At 28.4% G+C, this 18744-nt stretch carries 19 protein-coding genes; all 19 read right to left on the reverse strand.

Features of this window, described 5'->3' with window-relative positions:
* Nucleotides 1-8: 8 nt before the first annotated feature.
* Nucleotides 9-971 (reverse strand): capsular polysaccharide synthesis protein, encoded by a 963-nt coding sequence (locus O3884_RS00430; RefSeq protein WP_371451072.1) that lies wholly within the window; start codon nt 969-971, stop codon nt 9-11.
* 4 nt (nt 972-975) lie between these two features.
* A complete protein-coding gene (locus O3884_RS00435) occupies nt 976-1971 on the reverse strand; it encodes a glycosyltransferase (RefSeq protein ID WP_371451073.1) in 996 nt (331 codons plus the stop codon).
* A gap of 6 nt (nt 1972-1977) precedes the next feature.
* Entirely contained in the window at nt 1978-2961 is a 984-nt protein-coding gene (locus tag O3884_RS00440) for a glycosyltransferase family 2 protein (RefSeq protein ID WP_371451074.1), read from the reverse strand.
* Between the two features lie 310 nt (nt 2962-3271).
* On the reverse strand, nt 3272-4249 hold the full coding sequence (locus O3884_RS00445) for a glycosyltransferase family 2 protein (RefSeq protein WP_371451075.1): 978 nt from the start codon (nt 4247-4249) through the stop codon (nt 3272-3274).
* Nucleotides 4250-4304: 55 nt separating this feature from the next.
* Nucleotides 4305-5312 (reverse strand): glycosyltransferase family 2 protein, encoded by a 1008-nt coding sequence (locus O3884_RS00450; RefSeq protein ID WP_048802174.1) that lies wholly within the window; start codon nt 5310-5312, stop codon nt 4305-4307.
* Nucleotides 5313-5337: 25 nt separating this feature from the next.
* Nucleotides 5338-6318, reverse strand: a complete 981-nt coding sequence (locus O3884_RS00455) for a glycosyltransferase family 2 protein (RefSeq protein WP_371451076.1) — start codon at nt 6316-6318, stop codon at nt 5338-5340.
* Nucleotides 6319-6357: 39 nt separating this feature from the next.
* Nucleotides 6358-7467 (reverse strand): CDP-glycerol glycerophosphotransferase family protein, encoded by a 1110-nt coding sequence (locus tag O3884_RS00460; protein ID WP_371451077.1) that lies wholly within the window; start codon nt 7465-7467, stop codon nt 6358-6360.
* 1 nt (nt 7468) lies between these two features.
* Complete coding sequence (locus O3884_RS00465) at nt 7469-8545, reverse strand: glycosyltransferase (protein WP_371451078.1); 1077 nt, start codon at nt 8543-8545, stop codon at nt 7469-7471.
* 1 nt (nt 8546) lies between these two features.
* Nucleotides 8547-8945 (reverse strand): glycerol-3-phosphate cytidylyltransferase, encoded by a 399-nt coding sequence (gene tagD, locus O3884_RS00470; RefSeq protein WP_371451079.1) that lies wholly within the window; start codon nt 8943-8945, stop codon nt 8547-8549.
* A complete protein-coding gene (locus O3884_RS00475; protein ID WP_371451080.1) occupies nt 8942-9775 on the reverse strand; it encodes a glycosyltransferase in 834 nt (277 codons plus the stop codon). The genes tagD and O3884_RS00475 overlap by 4 nt, the downstream gene beginning before the upstream one ends.
* 7 nt (nt 9776-9782) lie before the next feature.
* Entirely contained in the window at nt 9783-10889 is a 1107-nt protein-coding gene (locus O3884_RS00480) for an EpsG family protein (RefSeq protein ID WP_371451081.1), read from the reverse strand.
* Between the two features lie 48 nt (nt 10890-10937).
* Nucleotides 10938-11597 carry a CpsD/CapB family tyrosine-protein kinase gene (locus tag O3884_RS00485; protein ID WP_371451082.1) on the reverse strand — a complete coding sequence of 220 codons (660 nt, stop codon included), beginning with the start codon at nt 11595-11597 and terminating at the stop codon, nt 10938-10940.
* Between the two features lie 4 nt (nt 11598-11601).
* Nucleotides 11602-12234, reverse strand: coding sequence for a YveK family protein (locus O3884_RS00490; RefSeq protein WP_371451083.1), 633 nt, complete (start codon nt 12232-12234; stop codon nt 11602-11604).
* Between the two features lie 87 nt (nt 12235-12321).
* Nucleotides 12322-12903, reverse strand: coding sequence for a sugar transferase (locus O3884_RS00495; RefSeq protein ID WP_371451084.1), 582 nt, complete (start codon nt 12901-12903; stop codon nt 12322-12324).
* A gap of 694 nt (nt 12904-13597) precedes the next feature.
* Nucleotides 13598-14977: a Fe-S cluster assembly protein SufB gene (sufB, locus tag O3884_RS00500; protein ID WP_040464531.1), complete on the reverse strand. Its 1380-nt coding sequence runs from the start codon at nt 14975-14977 to the stop codon at nt 13598-13600.
* 35 nt (nt 14978-15012) lie between these two features.
* A complete protein-coding gene (sufU, locus tag O3884_RS00505; protein WP_371451085.1) occupies nt 15013-15441 on the reverse strand; it encodes a Fe-S cluster assembly sulfur transfer protein SufU in 429 nt (142 codons plus the stop codon).
* Complete coding sequence (locus tag O3884_RS00510) at nt 15431-16657, reverse strand: aminotransferase class V-fold PLP-dependent enzyme (RefSeq protein ID WP_371451112.1); 1227 nt, start codon at nt 16655-16657, stop codon at nt 15431-15433. The genes sufU and O3884_RS00510 overlap by 11 nt, the downstream gene beginning before the upstream one ends.
* A 5-nt stretch (nt 16658-16662) precedes the next feature.
* Nucleotides 16663-17949: a Fe-S cluster assembly protein SufD gene (gene sufD / locus O3884_RS00515; protein ID WP_371451086.1), complete on the reverse strand. Its 1287-nt coding sequence runs from the start codon at nt 17947-17949 to the stop codon at nt 16663-16665.
* A gap of 1 nt (nt 17950) precedes the next feature.
* Nucleotides 17951-18691: a Fe-S cluster assembly ATPase SufC gene (gene sufC, locus O3884_RS00520; protein WP_003145337.1), complete on the reverse strand. Its 741-nt coding sequence runs from the start codon at nt 18689-18691 to the stop codon at nt 17951-17953.
* Nucleotides 18692-18744: the final 53 nt, after the last annotated feature.

An 18744-nucleotide genomic window follows, 5' to 3' on the forward strand; every position in this document is an offset into this window, starting at 1 on the left:
TATTTCCTCTATTCATTTAGTGCTCCTTGATATAATTTATACAGATAACTATTTGGAATGATCTCTTTTTCATTGATTTTATAAGTTGTTTTCATGATAGGAGTTGTTTTCAATACATCATTCCATTCCGTGTCATCAAAAATATCATTTGCGTGGTCTCTTAAAAACCAGAGTTTCTCAGCAGATTCTAAAACAGGTAATCTATCTACTAATATACTAAATTCATCATTACACTCATATTCGGACAAAATAAAGTAATCCATCATTAGATAATGAATGAATATTGGATATTTACGAACATAGTAAATATATAAATCCCGAATATGCTTGAAATGTTTTTTTCCTTTTTGTCCTGCAAGGAAAAAACCTGACCATTTATAGTCGCAAATTGTTCTTTCTATTTTATTGGTATTTAAAGGTGGATGATTCAAACTAAAAAATTCTCCTTCAAACATTTCTACTGTGGCGTATCGAGATACAAATAATGTTGCATCCATCCATATCCCACCGTATTGATATAATATACTAAAACGAATAATATCAGAATAATGAGCGGCTGACAATTCTTTTTTCTTATATTTTTCTGTAATATCTTTTGGAATATTGACAAAATGCTCAAGATTTTTGTCCGTTAACAAATGAAATTCACAGCCACTTCTCTCAGAAAACTCTTTTATTGTTTTTACAGTAGCTTTTACCGTTTCAGGCATTTGAGCTTCTCCCTGTTGCCACATTGTCCAAATAATTTTTGGAAATTTTTTTGTAACTTCTTTTTTATCAGTATTCGATTCATCTATTTTAGCTTCTCTTCGTAATTTTAGAACAAAATCTAAAATAACATTTTTACTAAAGTCATAGTATTTTGAATCAGACTGTTGCGTAAGATAGTATGCAAATGTTAATTTAGGGCCAAAATATCTTAAAATCTTATTGTACCTAGTAATTTTTTCTTGTACTGACTGTAATTTCACGATTTTATAATTCCCTTTCACATTTTTCTAAGGCTGTTTTTAGATAATATCCTTGTCGAATTTTCTCTCCAATTCTCTTACTGTTTTTTACCAATTCTTGATACTCATCTTCAGAAATCGATTTTAAAGTTTCTGAAATTTCAAATAAAGAATTTACGAATATTCCACAATTGTTATTTCTTACAAAATCAGCAAGAGCGGACTGACTCCAAACAATAATTGGAAATCCAGATGCTAAATAAAGCGAAGCTTTGTGAGGATTATTCAACTTTAAATACTCCCCATACATTCCACTACAAGTGTGTGCGCTATCTCCATCCCATACTAAACCAAACCCGCCTTGCAGGTGATTAGGCAGTTCATCTGGAGTAAATACTCCCTTATAATGAACATTATTCGGAAGATGTTCAGACTCAAAGTTGATACCATAAATTTCAAATTCGGGGTTTTCGGGTAGATTACGAGCATACCTTGTTTTACGAATATCAAAATTACCAGCTAGTAAGATTTTATCTTTATCATAATTTTTATCCTCGTTAAAATCAGGAATTAAATAGTCAAATATCTCTAACGAAACAATTTTCTCTTTATTAATTCCCATTTTTACTAGTTCGGACTTCATTTTATCATTATGTGCTATGATCCCATCTACTCTTTCTAAAACTGTTTTATTTTGTAATAAATGGATGATAGAATATTTAAAATCAGAAAATGATTTAATTTTTTTATTTCTAAGCGATTCAATATCATGAATAAGTAAATACGCCTTAAAATTTCTTTTCTTTAAAAACTTCATACGTATTTGTTTCTTTAGCGACTGCCACAACAGTGGAAATTGAAGAATAATAACATCATTTTGATTTAAATGATTGTTCTTTTGACTTTCTGTTAAATAATATTCTCGATAGCCATTATCCAACCAAATTTTTTCAGCATCCATTCTCGCTTTGGGACCTGCATGATTTGCTTTTGCATATGTTTCTTTTAAAAAATACTTCACCTTGATTTACCCCCTTCGAAATTTTTTAACTACATATTCCTGCCAGCGCCATTGTAGTCCTCCAAGAATACGTGAAATAATAACGATATGTTTAGGGAAAAGTAAATAGGCATGAATTAAAAACGATTTTTTTGAAGTTTTCGCATATTTATTTAAATAATTACGATATTTCTCTTCATAGGTATTACCTTCAAAAATATGGTAATCTATCACGTGCATCAATACTAAATTAAACAATCGACGATAAATATAACTTAGTGCTTCTTTATCATTCTCGTATAATTGTTCTAATTTATCACAAATCGTAAACAAATCTAAATTTTTTTCGCTAAATTCTCGATTCATAATACTACCAGAACGTACACGATAATAATAACCTATATAATTAATTTTTACCATTTTATTTATATGTTTTAAAATTCCAATTCCACCATAAACATCTTCATAAAATAAACCTTCTAAAAATGGAAAACCGATAATTAATTTTCTTCTAAATAGTTTAGCAACTGCATTTAAACGTACAATATTATCACTACAAAGAGAAACCAACGCTCCTTTAGCATCTCCTCTAAAGACTATTCCTATATTATCTTTTGTTTCTAATTCTAATTCTTGTTCATTATGAGTATACCAACATTCTACGATATCAATATTTTCTGAGGTCATCGGTTTCATTAGTTGTTCAAGCATATCTTCTTTAATTACATCATCACTATCGACAAAAGTAATAAATTCAGCAGTTGATTCCTGAATTCCTCTGTTACGTGCCCCGCTCAACCCTCTGTTTTCTTGATTTATTAAATAAAAACGGGAGTCTTGTTGACAATATAGTTCACAAATTTCCTGCGATTTATCGGTAGAACCATCGTTTACTAATATTACTTCTATATTTTTATATGTTTGCTTTCTAATGCTATCTAAACATTCATCTAAATATTCTTCAACATTATAAACGGGTACAATTACACTTATTAACTTTTCTAATTTCAACTTTTCTCCTTTCCTCCTTTTTTAAGGATATATTTGCAACAACAATCTATTATTACTTGTTTAAATTTCTTAAAATATTATATTTTTTTATTAAGTTTATCAAATTTATACTTAATAGAGCTATGGACATATTTTACAAAATAATTATGTTCATTCTTATTATTTGTATCTACAAAATATCAATTAGAACTAACATCATCAATATTTACAAATATGATAAATTCGATTATTAAATTACATACTCCAATATTTCACAAGATACTTTGCCCTTTATCTTTTTACTAAACGAGTAGAAACAAAGCTATTATACTTATTCTAAATTATCCCTTTTATAATTTATTTTATTACGAATATCCAAATACTTTAAATATAGCGGAAATATAATTATAATAAATAATTTCGAAGAAAAATTATACCATCGTAATAATTTACTGCTTTTTAAAACTTCTGAAGATTTTTTTGCAATTCCAAGATATTTTTTTAGATTCCCGTCGTATTCCTTAAAATAAGGGTGACCAGGACGAATTTTATATAATTCAACATGCGCAATACAAACTAAAAAGAGTACTTTAGCTATATATGGTAATAATTTATCCTCACTAAATTTTTCTAATAAAGAATCCCCAATTTTAAATAGATCTAAATTTTTACTATCAAATTTTCTTCTCATAGTGCTTCTAGGATGAATACGATAATAGTAACCGATGTAGTTAATTTTCCTCATTTTTTCTATATTCTTTAATGAAACAATTCCTGAATATAAATCTTCATAAATTAAATTTTCTAAAAATGGAGTCCCCTCTACTATTTTTCTACGGTACAATTTAGCTACAGGACTCCACTTTATCTCCATATCGAAACATTTTTTTAGTGCCTCTGATGAAGTAAATTCTTCAATTTTCAACTGTCTATTTTTTATATTATATATTTCTTTGTCTTCTGTAAAATCACATTCTACAATATCAATTCCTGTATCCATATATCTCATTAATTGTTGTAACATATCACTTTTTATAACATCATCGCTGTCCACAAAAGTGATAAATTCACCTTTAGAAATGACAACTCCATTATTACGCGCAACACTTTGTCCTTGATTTTCTTGATTAATTAAATAAAAACGAGGGTTTTGTTGACAATATCTTTCACAAATTACTTGTGAATTATCAGTAGATCCATCATTAACTAATATAACTTCGATATCTGTATACGTTTGATTTTTTATACTCTCTAAACATTCTTCCAGATATTTTTCTACATTATAAACTGGAACTATTATGCTAATCATTTTTATTCTGACATCTCCTTTATAATTTATTATATTACCCTTCATATTTAAATACTCAAATTTTTCTTATATACAATTTATCGTTTAAATTATTAATTAATTTTTTAGTAGAAATCCATCTATTTTGTAATTTTTTATAAATAGGATAAGTGATAGTTGTATAATATTTTGGAGCAAATAAGTACAGTCTCAATAGACGATATTTTCGAACAACTTCCTTGGATTGCTTTGCTATAAAAGCAGCCTTTCTAATAAAATCTTCATATAAATCAGCATAGATATTCATCTTATTTATTCCATCTTTTAAATAGTGTCCATGACCAATATAAAACATAAAATATCCAATATAGGGAAGCATATCTTCATCATCTTTAAAAGAATCTATTAATTGATTTCCTACTTTAAAAATATCTAAATCTTTTTCAGTATAGGATTTCGTCATAGTACTATTTGGACGAACTCGATAATAATAACCAATATAATCAACAACTACTATTTTTCGCATATGTTTTAAATAATTTATTCCTGTAAAAACATCTTCGTAAATATATCCTTCTAAAAATGGAACTTTTTCAACAATTTCTCTTCTATATAGTTTTGTAACTGGACAAAACTTCACTTCTTTAATCTCAATACAATTAAGAATTGCTTCTTTAGCATTTCCTTTAAATACAATTTTAGAAGGCTTATTAAGATAAAATTCTTCTTTTTTTCTTGTCATTCTACATTCTACGATATCCACTTCCGTCTTCATGTAAGGAAGTAGTACTTCTAACAGGTTTTTATTGATAACATCATCGCTATCCACAAACATAATAAATTTTCCAACAGATTCTTTAACACCGCGATTCCTTGCGACACTTTGTCCTTGATTTTCTTGATTAATTAACTTAAAACGACTGTCTTTCTGACAAAACCGTTCACATATTTCCCTTGAACCATCAGTTGAGCCATCATTAACTAGTATCACTTCAATATCAGTGAAAGTTTGCTGCTTTATACTTTCTAGACATTCTTCTAAATATTCTTCCACATTATAAACGGGTACGATAACGCTTATCATAAATTAAATTTTCTCCTCATTTATCTTATTCATCTACCTTTACTTCTTTTATGCCATTTTTCAATTTCCAAATTGCATAATAGACTGGGAATACAATTGAATTATAATATTTTGGGCAAAAGTTATAGAGCTTAATTAAACGTGACGCTCTAGCTAAGTCTGGATTTTTCTTTGTTAATGTTACATACTCAGCTAATTTTTGATTATAGAATTCTCTATATGGATTCCCTTTTTTTACATAACTGTGATAATGCATCGTAGCCAAATGAACTAAAAAACTACCAACATAAGGAAGAAGGTCTTCTCTATCAGCATATAATTCTATTAATTTATCACAAACAGTAAATATATCTAGATTTTTTGGTGAAAATTCTCGGTGCATTATACTACCTAAACGTACTCGATAATAATATCCTACATAGTCAATTTTAATCATTTTTCGAATATATTTTAACATCCCTATTCCACTATAAACATCTTCATAAAATACACCTTCTATATATGGAACTGCTTCAACAATCTCTCTTCTGTACAGTTTAGTAACTGCATTAACATTTAGAGTATGATGCGGGAAAAACTTAACTGCCTTATTTGAATCTCCTTCAAAAATAATGGTTGTTGTCTCAATATTTTCATCCAAAAATTCCATTTTCTTTACTGTAAATATACACTCTACAATATCTACATCCTCAGCCATGTATTGCATTAACTTTTCTAAATAGTTTGTTTTAATAATATCATCGCTATCTACAAATACAATATACTCTCCAGTTGATATTTCTACCCCTTTATTTCTTGCAGCACTTAATCCTTGATTTTCTTGATTAGTTAAAAGAAAACGACTATCTTGTTTACAATATTTTTCACATATTTCTTTAGAATTATCCGTAGATCCATCATTAATTAATATAACTTCTATATCTACATATGACTGTCTTTGAATACTATCTAGACACTCTTCTAAATATTTTTCCACATTATAAACAGGAACTATTACACTAATCATAAACTATATCCTTTCAAAATTTAATTTATCTTAAATAAACTATTTTTCTATACCGACATTTTCTAGAAGTGTCTTAGTAAAATCTCTTTGAATTGAGTTTACTTTTGAATTAATTTCATTTCTTTCAAAATAGAACTCATCCTCAGATTTCATAACACTATTAAGAAACTCCAATAAATCGTCAAAATTACTAACAGTCGGACCTACCATTAAGCTTTTCACATCATCGAATACAAATCCCCTATTTTCTTTGTATTCTTCATAATCATTTATAGTAAACGCCACAGGTCTATTCAATAAATAGTAATCCAAAAATACAGAGGAATAATCCGTAATCAACGCACTAGTAGTTCCAAGGAACTTATACAAAGTACCATAGTGTTGACTAATAGTCTCTTCTGACAACATATGAATATTTGAGTAATTATTTTTAAATTTAAAATGAGACTCCTCTAACGGATGCAATTTAATATAAAGATGATATTCATATTCTAAAAGCAGTTTATTTACTTTACTAAATTCAGTATCATCAAGGGAAAAAATAATCGCATCTTGACTATCATGATAATTCTTTGAATTACGATAAGTTGGCATCCAAATAATATTTTTATCTTTTTCTTCTTCAAATAACTCGTCATTCCTAATATTCCCTACTAACAACATTTGCTCATCATTAGCATTAAATGCTGCTTTCATAATCGGAGTAAACAAATCAGATGAAGAAACTAATTTTGTGAAAAAATTATAATCAATATTTTCCATACCATTCTCAAGATTACCAATTTTTTTCAAAGGCATCCCGTGCCATAAATTCACAACCATCTGTTTTTTTGTAGGTTTAATTGGATATTTTCCAAAAGAATAAAAGAAGTATTTTGAAGTTAAAAAATAGTATAATCCATTGTATATAGAAACAAATTTCACCTTGTTATCTTTTTTTAAATGATAAAAATTATTTGAAGCACAGACAATCTCATATTTATCTTGATAGCCATTGTCAACTAAATATTGGTACAAAGTTCTAATATTATCTCTAAAACCCCAGTTTGAATATATAACTATTCTATCCCTTTTTTTAGGAATTAGTGTATTTAATTTAGAAGTAACATCACTTATTTTGAAAAATAATGTTTTTAAATTTTTATTCATATTACTTCTTCAAACCTTTCTGATAAATTTCTTTTAGATTAATTATATTTTCACTGATATCAAAATCGATTAATCGTTCATCAAAATCTCTCTTATTATTTACTACTTGCACTTTTTCAATATAATCTATCCATTTATTTTTATCTAATGGCAAAGCAGTACAAATATTATTAACAATCTGAGTTGTTGAGTCTATTGTTTCATTCATTATAATATCAACCCCTGAACATTGCGCTTCAATCAAAACCATCGGAAACCCTTCATAAAGTGAAGGAAATGCGAAAATATCGAAAGCCGAATAAAATTTATACGCATCTTCTCTTTTCCCTGTAAAAATAACATTAGTCATTTCTTTACATTTTTCTTCTAAAATTAGACGATCAGGTCCTTCTCCTACTAATAAGAAAGTTACCTCAGGTAACTTTCTGGCAAGTTCAATCAAAAAGTTCTGATTCTTAAATCGATTTAGTATACCTATCATTCCGACTACTTTTATATTTCCCTTTATATGAAATTCCTCTCGAATCTCTTCTCTATATTTCAATGAAAATTTATATTTATTAATATCAATCGCATTTGGAACTATTTGAAAATTTTTATTACCGAAAATTTTAATTCCCGCTAACTTGCCACACGATACACGATGAGTGGCATTTTTTAATGCTAAGAAAACTAAAAATCTATTTCGAATACTTTTCAGAATAGTATCCGAAAATTGACTACTATGATTATGATAAATACGTACCTTAACACCATGTTTTTTAGCATAATAATTATGAATGAAAGCAGTAATAGGGTTATGTACATGTAGAACATCAATCCTATTATTTTCATAAAACTCTCTGCATTCTCTACCATAACGCATCATCTTAGAGACTTTCAAAGAAGGGAATAATATTCTTTTAATTCCTTTTTCATCTAAGTATTTATTAAAAGGAAAATGAGAATCACCATTAGACTCACCAACCATATATTCAAATTCTTCATCATCTGTCTTAATGTGATTTTTTATGAAGCTTTGCACTCCACTGATAGTATTTCTTACTCCACCCGTCACATGTATAACACGATATTTCATTCTAACACCTGCTATTCAAATCATTTTTTATTTTAGATGTAGATATCTCCTTTGTTCGAGAAAGATAGACAACCTCTATACCAAAATCTTTCAAATAATCAAATTTGCCTTTCCAGTCATCTCCAATTACAAAGACATCGATGTTATATTTTTGTATATCAGAAATTTTTTGTTCCCAATTTTCTTCTGGAACTACAAGATCAACATATCTAACAGCATCTAAAAGTAGTTTTCTATTTTCGTAATCAAAGTAGCATTCTTTATTTTTTTCTTTATTATTAAATTCATCAGTAGATAATCCTACAATAAGATAATCTCCTAAAGATTTTGCTCTTCTTAGTAGGTTAATGTGACCATAATGTAATAGATCAAATGTTCCATAAGTTATTACTTTCTTCATTTTCGACTTTTAACCTCAACACTTTCTCTCATTTTCTTTTTATAAATTAGTTTTCTAATAGAATTAGGAAGTACTCTGACAATATTGCGTGCAAAAATATTTCGACATAATTCAAGTCTCGAGATATAACCTCGTCTATAAAAATCTGCCTGTAAGAAGAATTCTGTTTTTACATAAAGTAATCCACCTCTACGAAGATAACTTGAATCATCCGTTTGCATGACTACTAATGGCTCTTGAATATTCAAAAAGTCCTTTGTTGGATTATCATGAATAAGTCTCATCGTTAAATCATAATCCTCTAAATATCGAAACTTTCTATAATTTCCTACTTTTAAAATATATTCTTTTTTCATCATACTTGAAGGATTATTAAACGGATTTCTAAACTTAGAATACTCTCTAATTTCTTTTGTTCTTTCAGGAACTGTTTTTAAAGCCGTAAATTCGGTATTCTTTTCTAGAATATTAGTTCCAACCATAATAAGATTTGGATTTTCTTCAAAAGCTTTAATTTGTTTTTCAAAACGTGTTTCTTCAGAATAATCATCACTATCCATTCTTGCAATTAGGTCCGTATTACATTTTTCTACTCCAAAACGAGATGCAGGCCCTGAGCCCACATTAGTATCGAGTTGATACACTTGTAAGATTGGAATTTCGATTTTTATTTGGTCTATTTCATCATATAATTCTTGAGTTAATTCCCCATCACAAACTAAAACAATTTCTGTGGGTTTAATAGTTTGACTATATGAAGTTAACAAACTTTTTCTTAAATTATAAGGTTTTTCTTTTTCATATACAGTCATTAAAACTGAAAACTCCATATCTATCTTAAAACTCCTTTCCTACTAACCAATCTACAATAACAGAACGATATGGTGAGACATTATACCATTCAACTTTATAATATACTATTACAAATAAAAATATTGAGTATACTATAATTATTAAGTAAAGCAATGCCCACTTGATTCTTCTATCTGACACTTTATGTATAAACATAGGAACGTACAAAGCGGCAAATGGTGAAAAATAATGAGCGAATCTACTTAATAGACTAGTTTGCATAGTTGTGATAGTAAATATTAAATAACAGAAAAACAATATCCTAATGTATTCTTCAGATTCAGTTAATTCGCTATTCTTTAAGATTATCTCACCAATCACAAAAAATATAATATAAACTATTGATAACGCAACTGGTGCGAGCTTATAACTATCTAAAAACCAAGATGATTCTAAATATGATGTATATTGAGGAAATATATTAACAAAAAATTCTGAAAAATTCTTTAATAAAGGAAATGTTAATATTAATCCTAGAAGAACAACTACAAAAACTTTCAAACTCAAATGAATCTTTCTCAATATTATAAATAATATACAAATAATTCCAGTTATATGGAACAATGGTGCAATCAAAGTACAAAGTAAACCTCTTATATACTTTTCTTTGGTAAAAAAATGAAATCCTAATAAACCTACAGATATTGATAAACCTTGACGTATATTTGAAAAAGAATACAATAGCATCCCAAGAGAACTAAAATATATAATTAAACTAATATATATATTCTCAGAATAATTCCAAAAAACATAAAACCAAATCGATACTGTTATTACCGCAAAGGAAAATAACAATATAGTATAGTTATCTGAAAAATTTCTTAATGAATTATTGAGAAGAATATATCCAACTTCAAATCTAGACTTAAAAATATTTGATAGTTCTGGTATTTGTAAAGAATTTTCTTTAAATACATTTACATAGAAATTAAGATCTCCTCCAACACTAGAACTTCTAAATCCATCAAGAACTAAGAATAAAATAAAAGTAGGAATTGTTAACAATTTTATTTCATCTTTTTTCTCTTCAAAGTAAGTATATATTGTAGATAATCCTACAAGATATAAAAAAACAAAAATATATAGTAACATTCCTACTCCTTTCTAATCTATTATCTATTTATAATAGATTTAACTATTTTATTTATAATTATAATGGTAATAGCTATTCTCATGTGTTTCTAATTTATTTGCTACAATACCTAAAAGTCTAGCTCCAACATTATTCAATCTTTTTTTTGCTTCTATAATTTGTTTTCGTTTGCTTATTTGCATATCAACAACTAGTAAAGTCGCATCCGCAACTCTAGCCATTATCTGAGCATCAGTAGCAGCTAATAAAGGTGGTGTATCTACTATTACATAATCATAATTATCGATACAAGAATTTAAAATATCCTCCATAGTAGAACTTACTAGCATTTCTGATGGATTAGGAGGTACTGGTCCAGATGTTAAAACATCAAATTCCACATCATTTACATTTAAATGACTTACTGCATCCTCGCTTATTTCTCCTAAAATTAGTTTACTCAATCCTGTATTATTTCTTTTATCAATTAATTTATGTTGTGTCGGTTTTCTCATATCAGCATCAATTAAAATAACTTTTTTACCTTGTTGAGCAAGAGATGCAGTAAGGTTTAAACTAACTTCACTTTTCCCTTCATTGGGATTTGCGCTAGTTATTACAATTATTTTTAAATTTCTCCCGAAATTTGAAAACTGTATATTACTTCTTAGTGTTCTATATGATTCTGATGCAATAGACTTACTATTATGAATAACTTCAATATACATAATTTTACCTTCTTTCTTTTTCTTTCACAGCAGGTATCATACCTAATACGGAAACACCTGCCAGTTCTTCCAAATCATCTAATGAATCTATTGAGTCTCCCATTATAAAACGAATAAAAACAATATTAAGTCCAATAAATGTAAATACTATAAAAGAAATAAGCATATTTTTCCATAAGCTCGGATATACAGGATTATAACTACCTACTACATCAGTAACTATAGACAAATCATCTCTTCCAATCTTTTCAGCAGCAAAAGATTTATAATCAACTATGTATTGTTTTGCATAGCGTTCAGCTAATTCCCTATCAGTTGAACGTATCGTAAGTGTTAATAATTGTGAACCTGAATCATTAGTAAGTTTTATAGATTTAATATTCTTAATCTCTTCTCCTGTCAAATCCAGTGATTTATTAGTTTCTTCTCTAATATTTGGTAATTCTGATATTTCTAGATATGTTTTCACCTGTCTTTGTAATAAATTAATAGATGTTAAAGCATTTGAATCGTCATTCTTATCACTAGAACTTTTCATAATCAGTGTAGATGAAACACTATAAATAGGAGTGATAGCAAAAACTGTATAGGCACTTACTACAGCTACTCCACTTAATATGAATATCAGTAAAATCAAAAGTTTCTTTTTAAAAAAATTAAATACTCTTGTAATATTGTTATTTAATAAATGCATTTTTTTCTCCTCAAGTTTCCTATGTTCTTTTTATCTTGCACCATGTCTTGTAAAAATTACCATAATCGTTTTTAACAAAATCAATGAGTCCAATTTAAATCCTCTATTTTGAATATAATACTTATCAAACTCTAATTTTTCTTTTGGAGTTAATGAATAACCTCCATTAACTTGAGCCCATCCTGTAATACCAGGTTTAACCAAAAGACGGTCATTAAAATCGGGTATGTATTTAATAAATTCTTTAATCAATTCTGGTCTTTCTGGCCTAGGACCAATAATAGACATATCTCGCTTTAGAATGTTAACCAATTGTGGTAACTCATCAATTCGCGTTTTTCTAATTATACGTCCTACTTTTGTAATTCTTTCATCATTTTCACTAGCCCATTTAGGTCCATCTTTTTCCGCATCAATATACATTGATCTAAGTTTATATATTTTAAAAATTCTACCATTTAATCCAACACGTTTTTGCGTATATATTGGATTCACACGTAACTCAATATAAATAGCAATACAAGCAAAAATACAAATTGGAACAGCAAGCATCAATAATATTAGACAAAAAATAAACTCGATAGAACTTTTAATATTTTCATAATATTTCACTTTTGCGTTCTTCTATAAAAGCAAACTAAGTTGTGTATTCCCAATACAATAATAAAACAAATACTTATTATTACTTTAAATTTAGGATAAAATAATGTTCAATCATACCTAATTAATAATGAGTTCATTTTTAAAATTTTTTATTAGTATAAAATACATATTTTATATGCTTTTAATACTCTCCTTCCACTGCACTTTGGCAGTAAGTGTATCAATTTTTTAATCAGCTGTTTAATCCAACTATATCATTTCAATAATTTTTATTGTACTTTTTAATGTATTAAGTAGATTTGATATATTTGGAAATAGATTTTTATTTAAGTTTTAAAGTTCATTTATACTTTCTATAAAAAAAAAAAAAACAGCATAACATTTCCTTTACTTTTCTTATTTACATTATATCACATTATAAAATATTAATACAATATATAATTAACAAAATTTGTTTATGATTTTTCATATTACTATTAAACTGGATTTTTTATTAAATTATTCTGTGTATGTATATATTTAAGGTAAGTTATCATATGAAAATATTTATAAGTTGTTCATTCGGATTCTTTTACAAATATTTATTAATCGTTTAGATTATTCTTATAATACAAGTATTTTCATTCTAAATATTATCTCATTACAAAATAAAAAAAACCCTGTAAATCTATATTTAGATTTACAGAGTCATATTTTTATTATATTATCCTATTGATCCTTCCATTTCAAATGAAATTAATCTGTTTAATTCCACAGCGTATTCCATTGGAAGTTCTTTTGTAAATGGTTCGATGAATCCCATAACTATCATTTCGGTAGCTTGTCCTTCATCGAGACCTCTACTCATTAAGTAAAATAGTTGTTCTTCTGATACTTTAGATACTTTTGCTTCGTGCTCTAATGATACGTTAGAGTTTTTAACTATGTTGTAAGGAATAGTATCAGATGTTGAGTACTCATCTAGAATTAAAGTATCACATTCAATATTCGAACGAGAACCTTCAGAATTTTTACCAAAGTGAATCCATCCACGGTAGTTAACTTTTCCACCTCGACGAGACATTGATTTAGAAACAACAGTAGATGATGTTCTAGGTGCTAAGTGAATCATCTTAGATCCAGCATCAAGTACTTGTCCTTCACTAGCCATAGCTATAGATAATGTACTTCCACTTGCTCCTTCACCAACTAAAATACATGCTGGATACTTCATAGTTAATTTAGAACCTAAGTTTCCATCTACCCATTCCATAGTACCGTTTTTCTCAACAATCGCACGCTTAGTAACTAAGTTATAAACGTTCGTTGACCAGTTTTGAATAGTTGTATATCTGAAACGAGCATTCTCTTTAATAAAGATTTCTACTACAGCGGCATGAAGTGAACTTGCTGAGTAAGTTGGAGCTGTACATCCTTCTACGTAGTGTAGAGAAGAGTTTTTCTCAATAATAATTAATGTACGCTCAAATTGTCCCATTTTTTCACTGTTAATTCTAAAGTATGCTTGAAGCGGTGCTTCTACTGATACATTTTCAGGACAGTAGATGAATGATCCACCTGACCATACCGCAGAGTTTAAGGCTGCGAATTTATTATCGTTGAAATCAACAGCTTTTGAGAAGTATTCTTTAAAGATTTCTTCATGATTTTTTAACGCTGTATCAGTATCTTCAAAGATTATTCCTTTTTCTTCGAATTGTTTATGCATATTGTGATAAACTACCTCAGACTCATATTGTGCAGATACACCTGCAAGGTATTTTTGTTCTGCCTCTGGAATTCCAAGTTTTTCAAAAGTATTTTTAATCTCTTGTGGTACTTCATCCCATGAGCGTTCTGTTTTTTCTGATGGTTTTACATAGTATGTTAAATCCTCAAAATCTATTTCAGATAAATCTCCACCCCATGTAGGCATCGGCATTCTGTAGAACTCTTTTAATGCATTTAGACGGTATTCTAACATCCATTGTGGCTCTTCTTTTCTTTCAGAAATAGTTTTAACGATTTCTTTTGTTAATCCTTTATCAGTCTTGAATATAGATACATCTTTATCTGAAAATCCATACTGATAATCGGTAAACATTTCTTCATTTTTATTCAATGCTATCACTCCTTCTTCTATTTATTTTCTTCTAAAATTTTTTCTGTAATTTTCCATGCTAAAGTAGCACACTTAACCCTAGCTGGAAGTTGAGAAATATTTTGTAATGAAATACTATCTTCTAAGTTTTCTTCATTAAATTCATTTCCCATAATCATATTTAAAAAGTCTTTTATCTTGGCATTAGCTTTCTCTACTGATAAACCTTTTAATTCCTCAGTTAACATAGAAGCTGAAGCTAGTGAAATCGAACAACCAGTTCCTACGAATTTAATATCTTCAATAATATTGTCTACTAATTTCATACTAACTGTTATTTTATCACCACAAGATGGATTCAACATCTCCAACTTGTAACTACTCTCTATTTCCCCATTATTTCTAGGATGCTTACTATGATCTAAGATTACTTGTTTATATAAACTTTTTAAATCGCTAAAACTCATTTTCAAAAAACTCCTTCGTTTCTTTTAATGTTTGAATAAAGAAATCTATCTCTTCTTTTGTATTATATAAGTATAGACTTGCTCTTGCTACTGAGTATGTTCTTAACTTTCCTAATAATGGTTGAGTACACTGATGTCCTGCTCTTATGCAAATACCTTTTTCATCTAAGAAACTCGTTAAATCGTGAGGATGAACACCTACCAAGTTAAAAGTTATTAATGAAACTCTCTCTTCTATGCTTTTAGTTCCATAAATCTCTATATTTTCTATCTTAGAAAGCTCAGAATACATATATTCAGTAAGCTCTTTAGTGTAGTTCTCAATATTTTCTAAGCCGATACTATCTAGATACTTAATAGCGGCTCCTAATCCTGCTGCTTGTGCAAGCAGTGGCGTTCCAGCTTCAAATTTATCAGGAAGAATAGCCCATGTTGCTGAAGTATCTTCAACAATACCAATCATTCCTCCACCGAATTCAACCGGATCAAATTTTTCTAATAGATTTTTTTTACCATATAGAACTCCAATACCAGTAGGTCCACACATTTTATGTGCACTGAAAGCTAAGAAGTCACAATTCATTTTTTGAACATCAATCTTTAAATGAGGAACTGATTGTGCCGCATCTACTACAAAATAAATATCTTTATCTTTTAATAATTCACCAATCTCATAAACCGGATTAATATTACCTAATACATTAGAAGCATGACACATTGATACGATTTTAGTTTTATCTGTAATAAATTCTTCTAATTGGTTAATACTTATTCTTCCTTCTTCATCTAATTCTAAATATTTAAGAACAAGATTTTTTCGTTTAGCTAGTTGCTGCCAAGGAATAATATTAGCGTGATGTTCCATATAAGTAAGGATAATTTCATCTCCTTCACTTACATCTTGCTCTAAAATTCTAGCAGTAAAATTTAAACTTTCAGTAGTTCCACTAGTATAGATTATTTCTTCATAACTACTTGCATTTATAAACTCTCTAACTAACTCTTTAGACTCTTCGTATATTTTCTCTGATTCATTACCTAAGGTATAAACAGATCTATGAATATTTGAATTATAATTTTTATAGTAATCTGTAATAGCATCAATTACTTGATTAGGCTTTTGAGTAGTAGCTCCATTATCAAAAAATATCAAATCATTCCCTGATATCTTTCTTTTTAATATAGGAAAATCTTCTCTATATTTACTAAAATCTATCATTATTATTCACTCTCGTTATTGTTAATTTTTTCATCAATAAGCACTGTAACTAGTTCTTTAATCTTATCTACTGTTAATTCTGAGATAACTGGAGATAAGAATCCGTGAACTAGTAATCTGCTAGATTCTTTTCTAGTTAAACCTCTACTTTGTAGATAATATAATTGTTCTTCATCAATACGACCTAACGACGCTCCGTGACCAGCCATAACATCATTTTCATCGATTAATAGCATTGGGTTTGCGTCTGCTTTTGCTTCTGAAGAAAGTGTCAGCATTCTTGAACTTTGATAAGCATTAGAACCTGTTGCACCTTTTACTATAAATCCAACACCGTTAAATACGATATGTGATCTATCTAATAGCACACCATGTTGTAAGATATCACCTTTACTACTTAATCCTTGGTTAACTACTTCACTATTGAAGTAAGTTTTTTGTTCTTTAACTCCTAGAGTAACAATCTTAAGGTTAGCTTCAGATCCGTCTCCTAGAATATTCGTTGTATTATCGTGATATACATCTGCCTCATCCATTGCAGCTACATTCCAGTTAATTAATGAATCTCTATAAGTTAAACCACGACGTAAAATAGTTCCACGTTTTTCACCTGGTTGGTTCGTAATTGAACTATAGTTAATTTGAGCTCCTTCATGTGCAACTACTTCTGATACTAAACTGAAAGGTGCCTTATCGTCTTTTTGGTTATTTACATAGTTTTCAATAAAGTTAAATTTAGCATTATTTCCAACCTGAATAGTTACATGGTTGAATAAACTTTGTTCTTTATCAGAAATCACGATATATTGAAGCGGTTCTTCAATTACAGCATTATCCTTAACATCAATAAATAATCCAGCATTTAATAGAGTATAGTGAACAGCTGTTACTTTACTTTCAGCATAGTCAACAACACTCATAAAACTATCTTTAATGTGTTCATCATTCATTGCAGTGAAAATATCTTTAATCTCTACTTTATCAGCATATTTCTCTGGAATATTGATATGTACAATAGTATTATTCTTTTGAACTACAGCAAAATCATCACTATTAATACCATATTCAGCTATATCTACATTTCCTTCATTTTCTAATCTTAGAGTTGAAAAATCAACATTAAATAAGTTCCATCTTTCTAACTCCATAGACTCTAATTTTGGAAAAGGTAGTGTATAACTCTTATATAAAGCTAATTTTCTAGTATTTAAAAACCATGTAGGCTCATTTGTATTAGAAAAGATACTTTGTAAAGTTTTAATACTTAGTTTTAATTTATTATTCTCCATATTAAACCTCTTCTTTTAACCAGTCATAACCTTCTTTTTCTAAACGAAGTGCTAGTTCAGGTCCACCTGATTTTACGATTTTCCCATCCATAAGTACGTGTACAAAATCCGGCTCAATATAATCTAATAATCTTTGATAGTGAGTAATAATTAAGCAACCGAAGTTTTCACCACGCATTTTATTAACACCTTTTGATACGATTTTTAGAGCATCAATATCTAATCCAGAGTCGATTTCATCTAGAATAGCAAATTTTGGTTCTAACATCATCATTTGTAATATTTCGTTACGTTTCTTTTCTCCTCCAGAGAAACCATCATTTACATAACGTTGAGACATTTTTAGATCCATTTCTAAAAATTCCATTGTCTTATCTAATTTTTTAATATATTGCATTAAAGGAATACTATCTTCACGTTGCGCGTTAATTGCAGATTTAATAAATTCTGAAGTTGGTACTCCTGGTACTTCAGATGGATATTGCATTGCTAGGAATAGACCAGCACGAGCTCTTTCGTCAACTTCCATTTCTAATACTTCTTCACCATCTAATAAAATACTTCCACCATCTACTTCATATTTAGGGTGACCCATAATAGCTGACGCTAAAGTAGATTTACCTGCACCATTTGGTCCCATTACGGCATGTATCTCACCAGATTTAATTTCTAAATTAAGTCCTTTTAATATTTGTTTTTCATTAATTGATACTTCTAGATTTTTTATATCAAGAACTGACATTTTATTTCCTCCATCTTTTATATTTGTTGCGATTTAATCATATAAAACATAAA

The organism is Gemella sp. 20925_1_85 (genome assembly GCF_041433735.1).
Classification (GTDB): domain Bacteria; phylum Bacillota; class Bacilli; order Staphylococcales; family Gemellaceae; genus Gemella.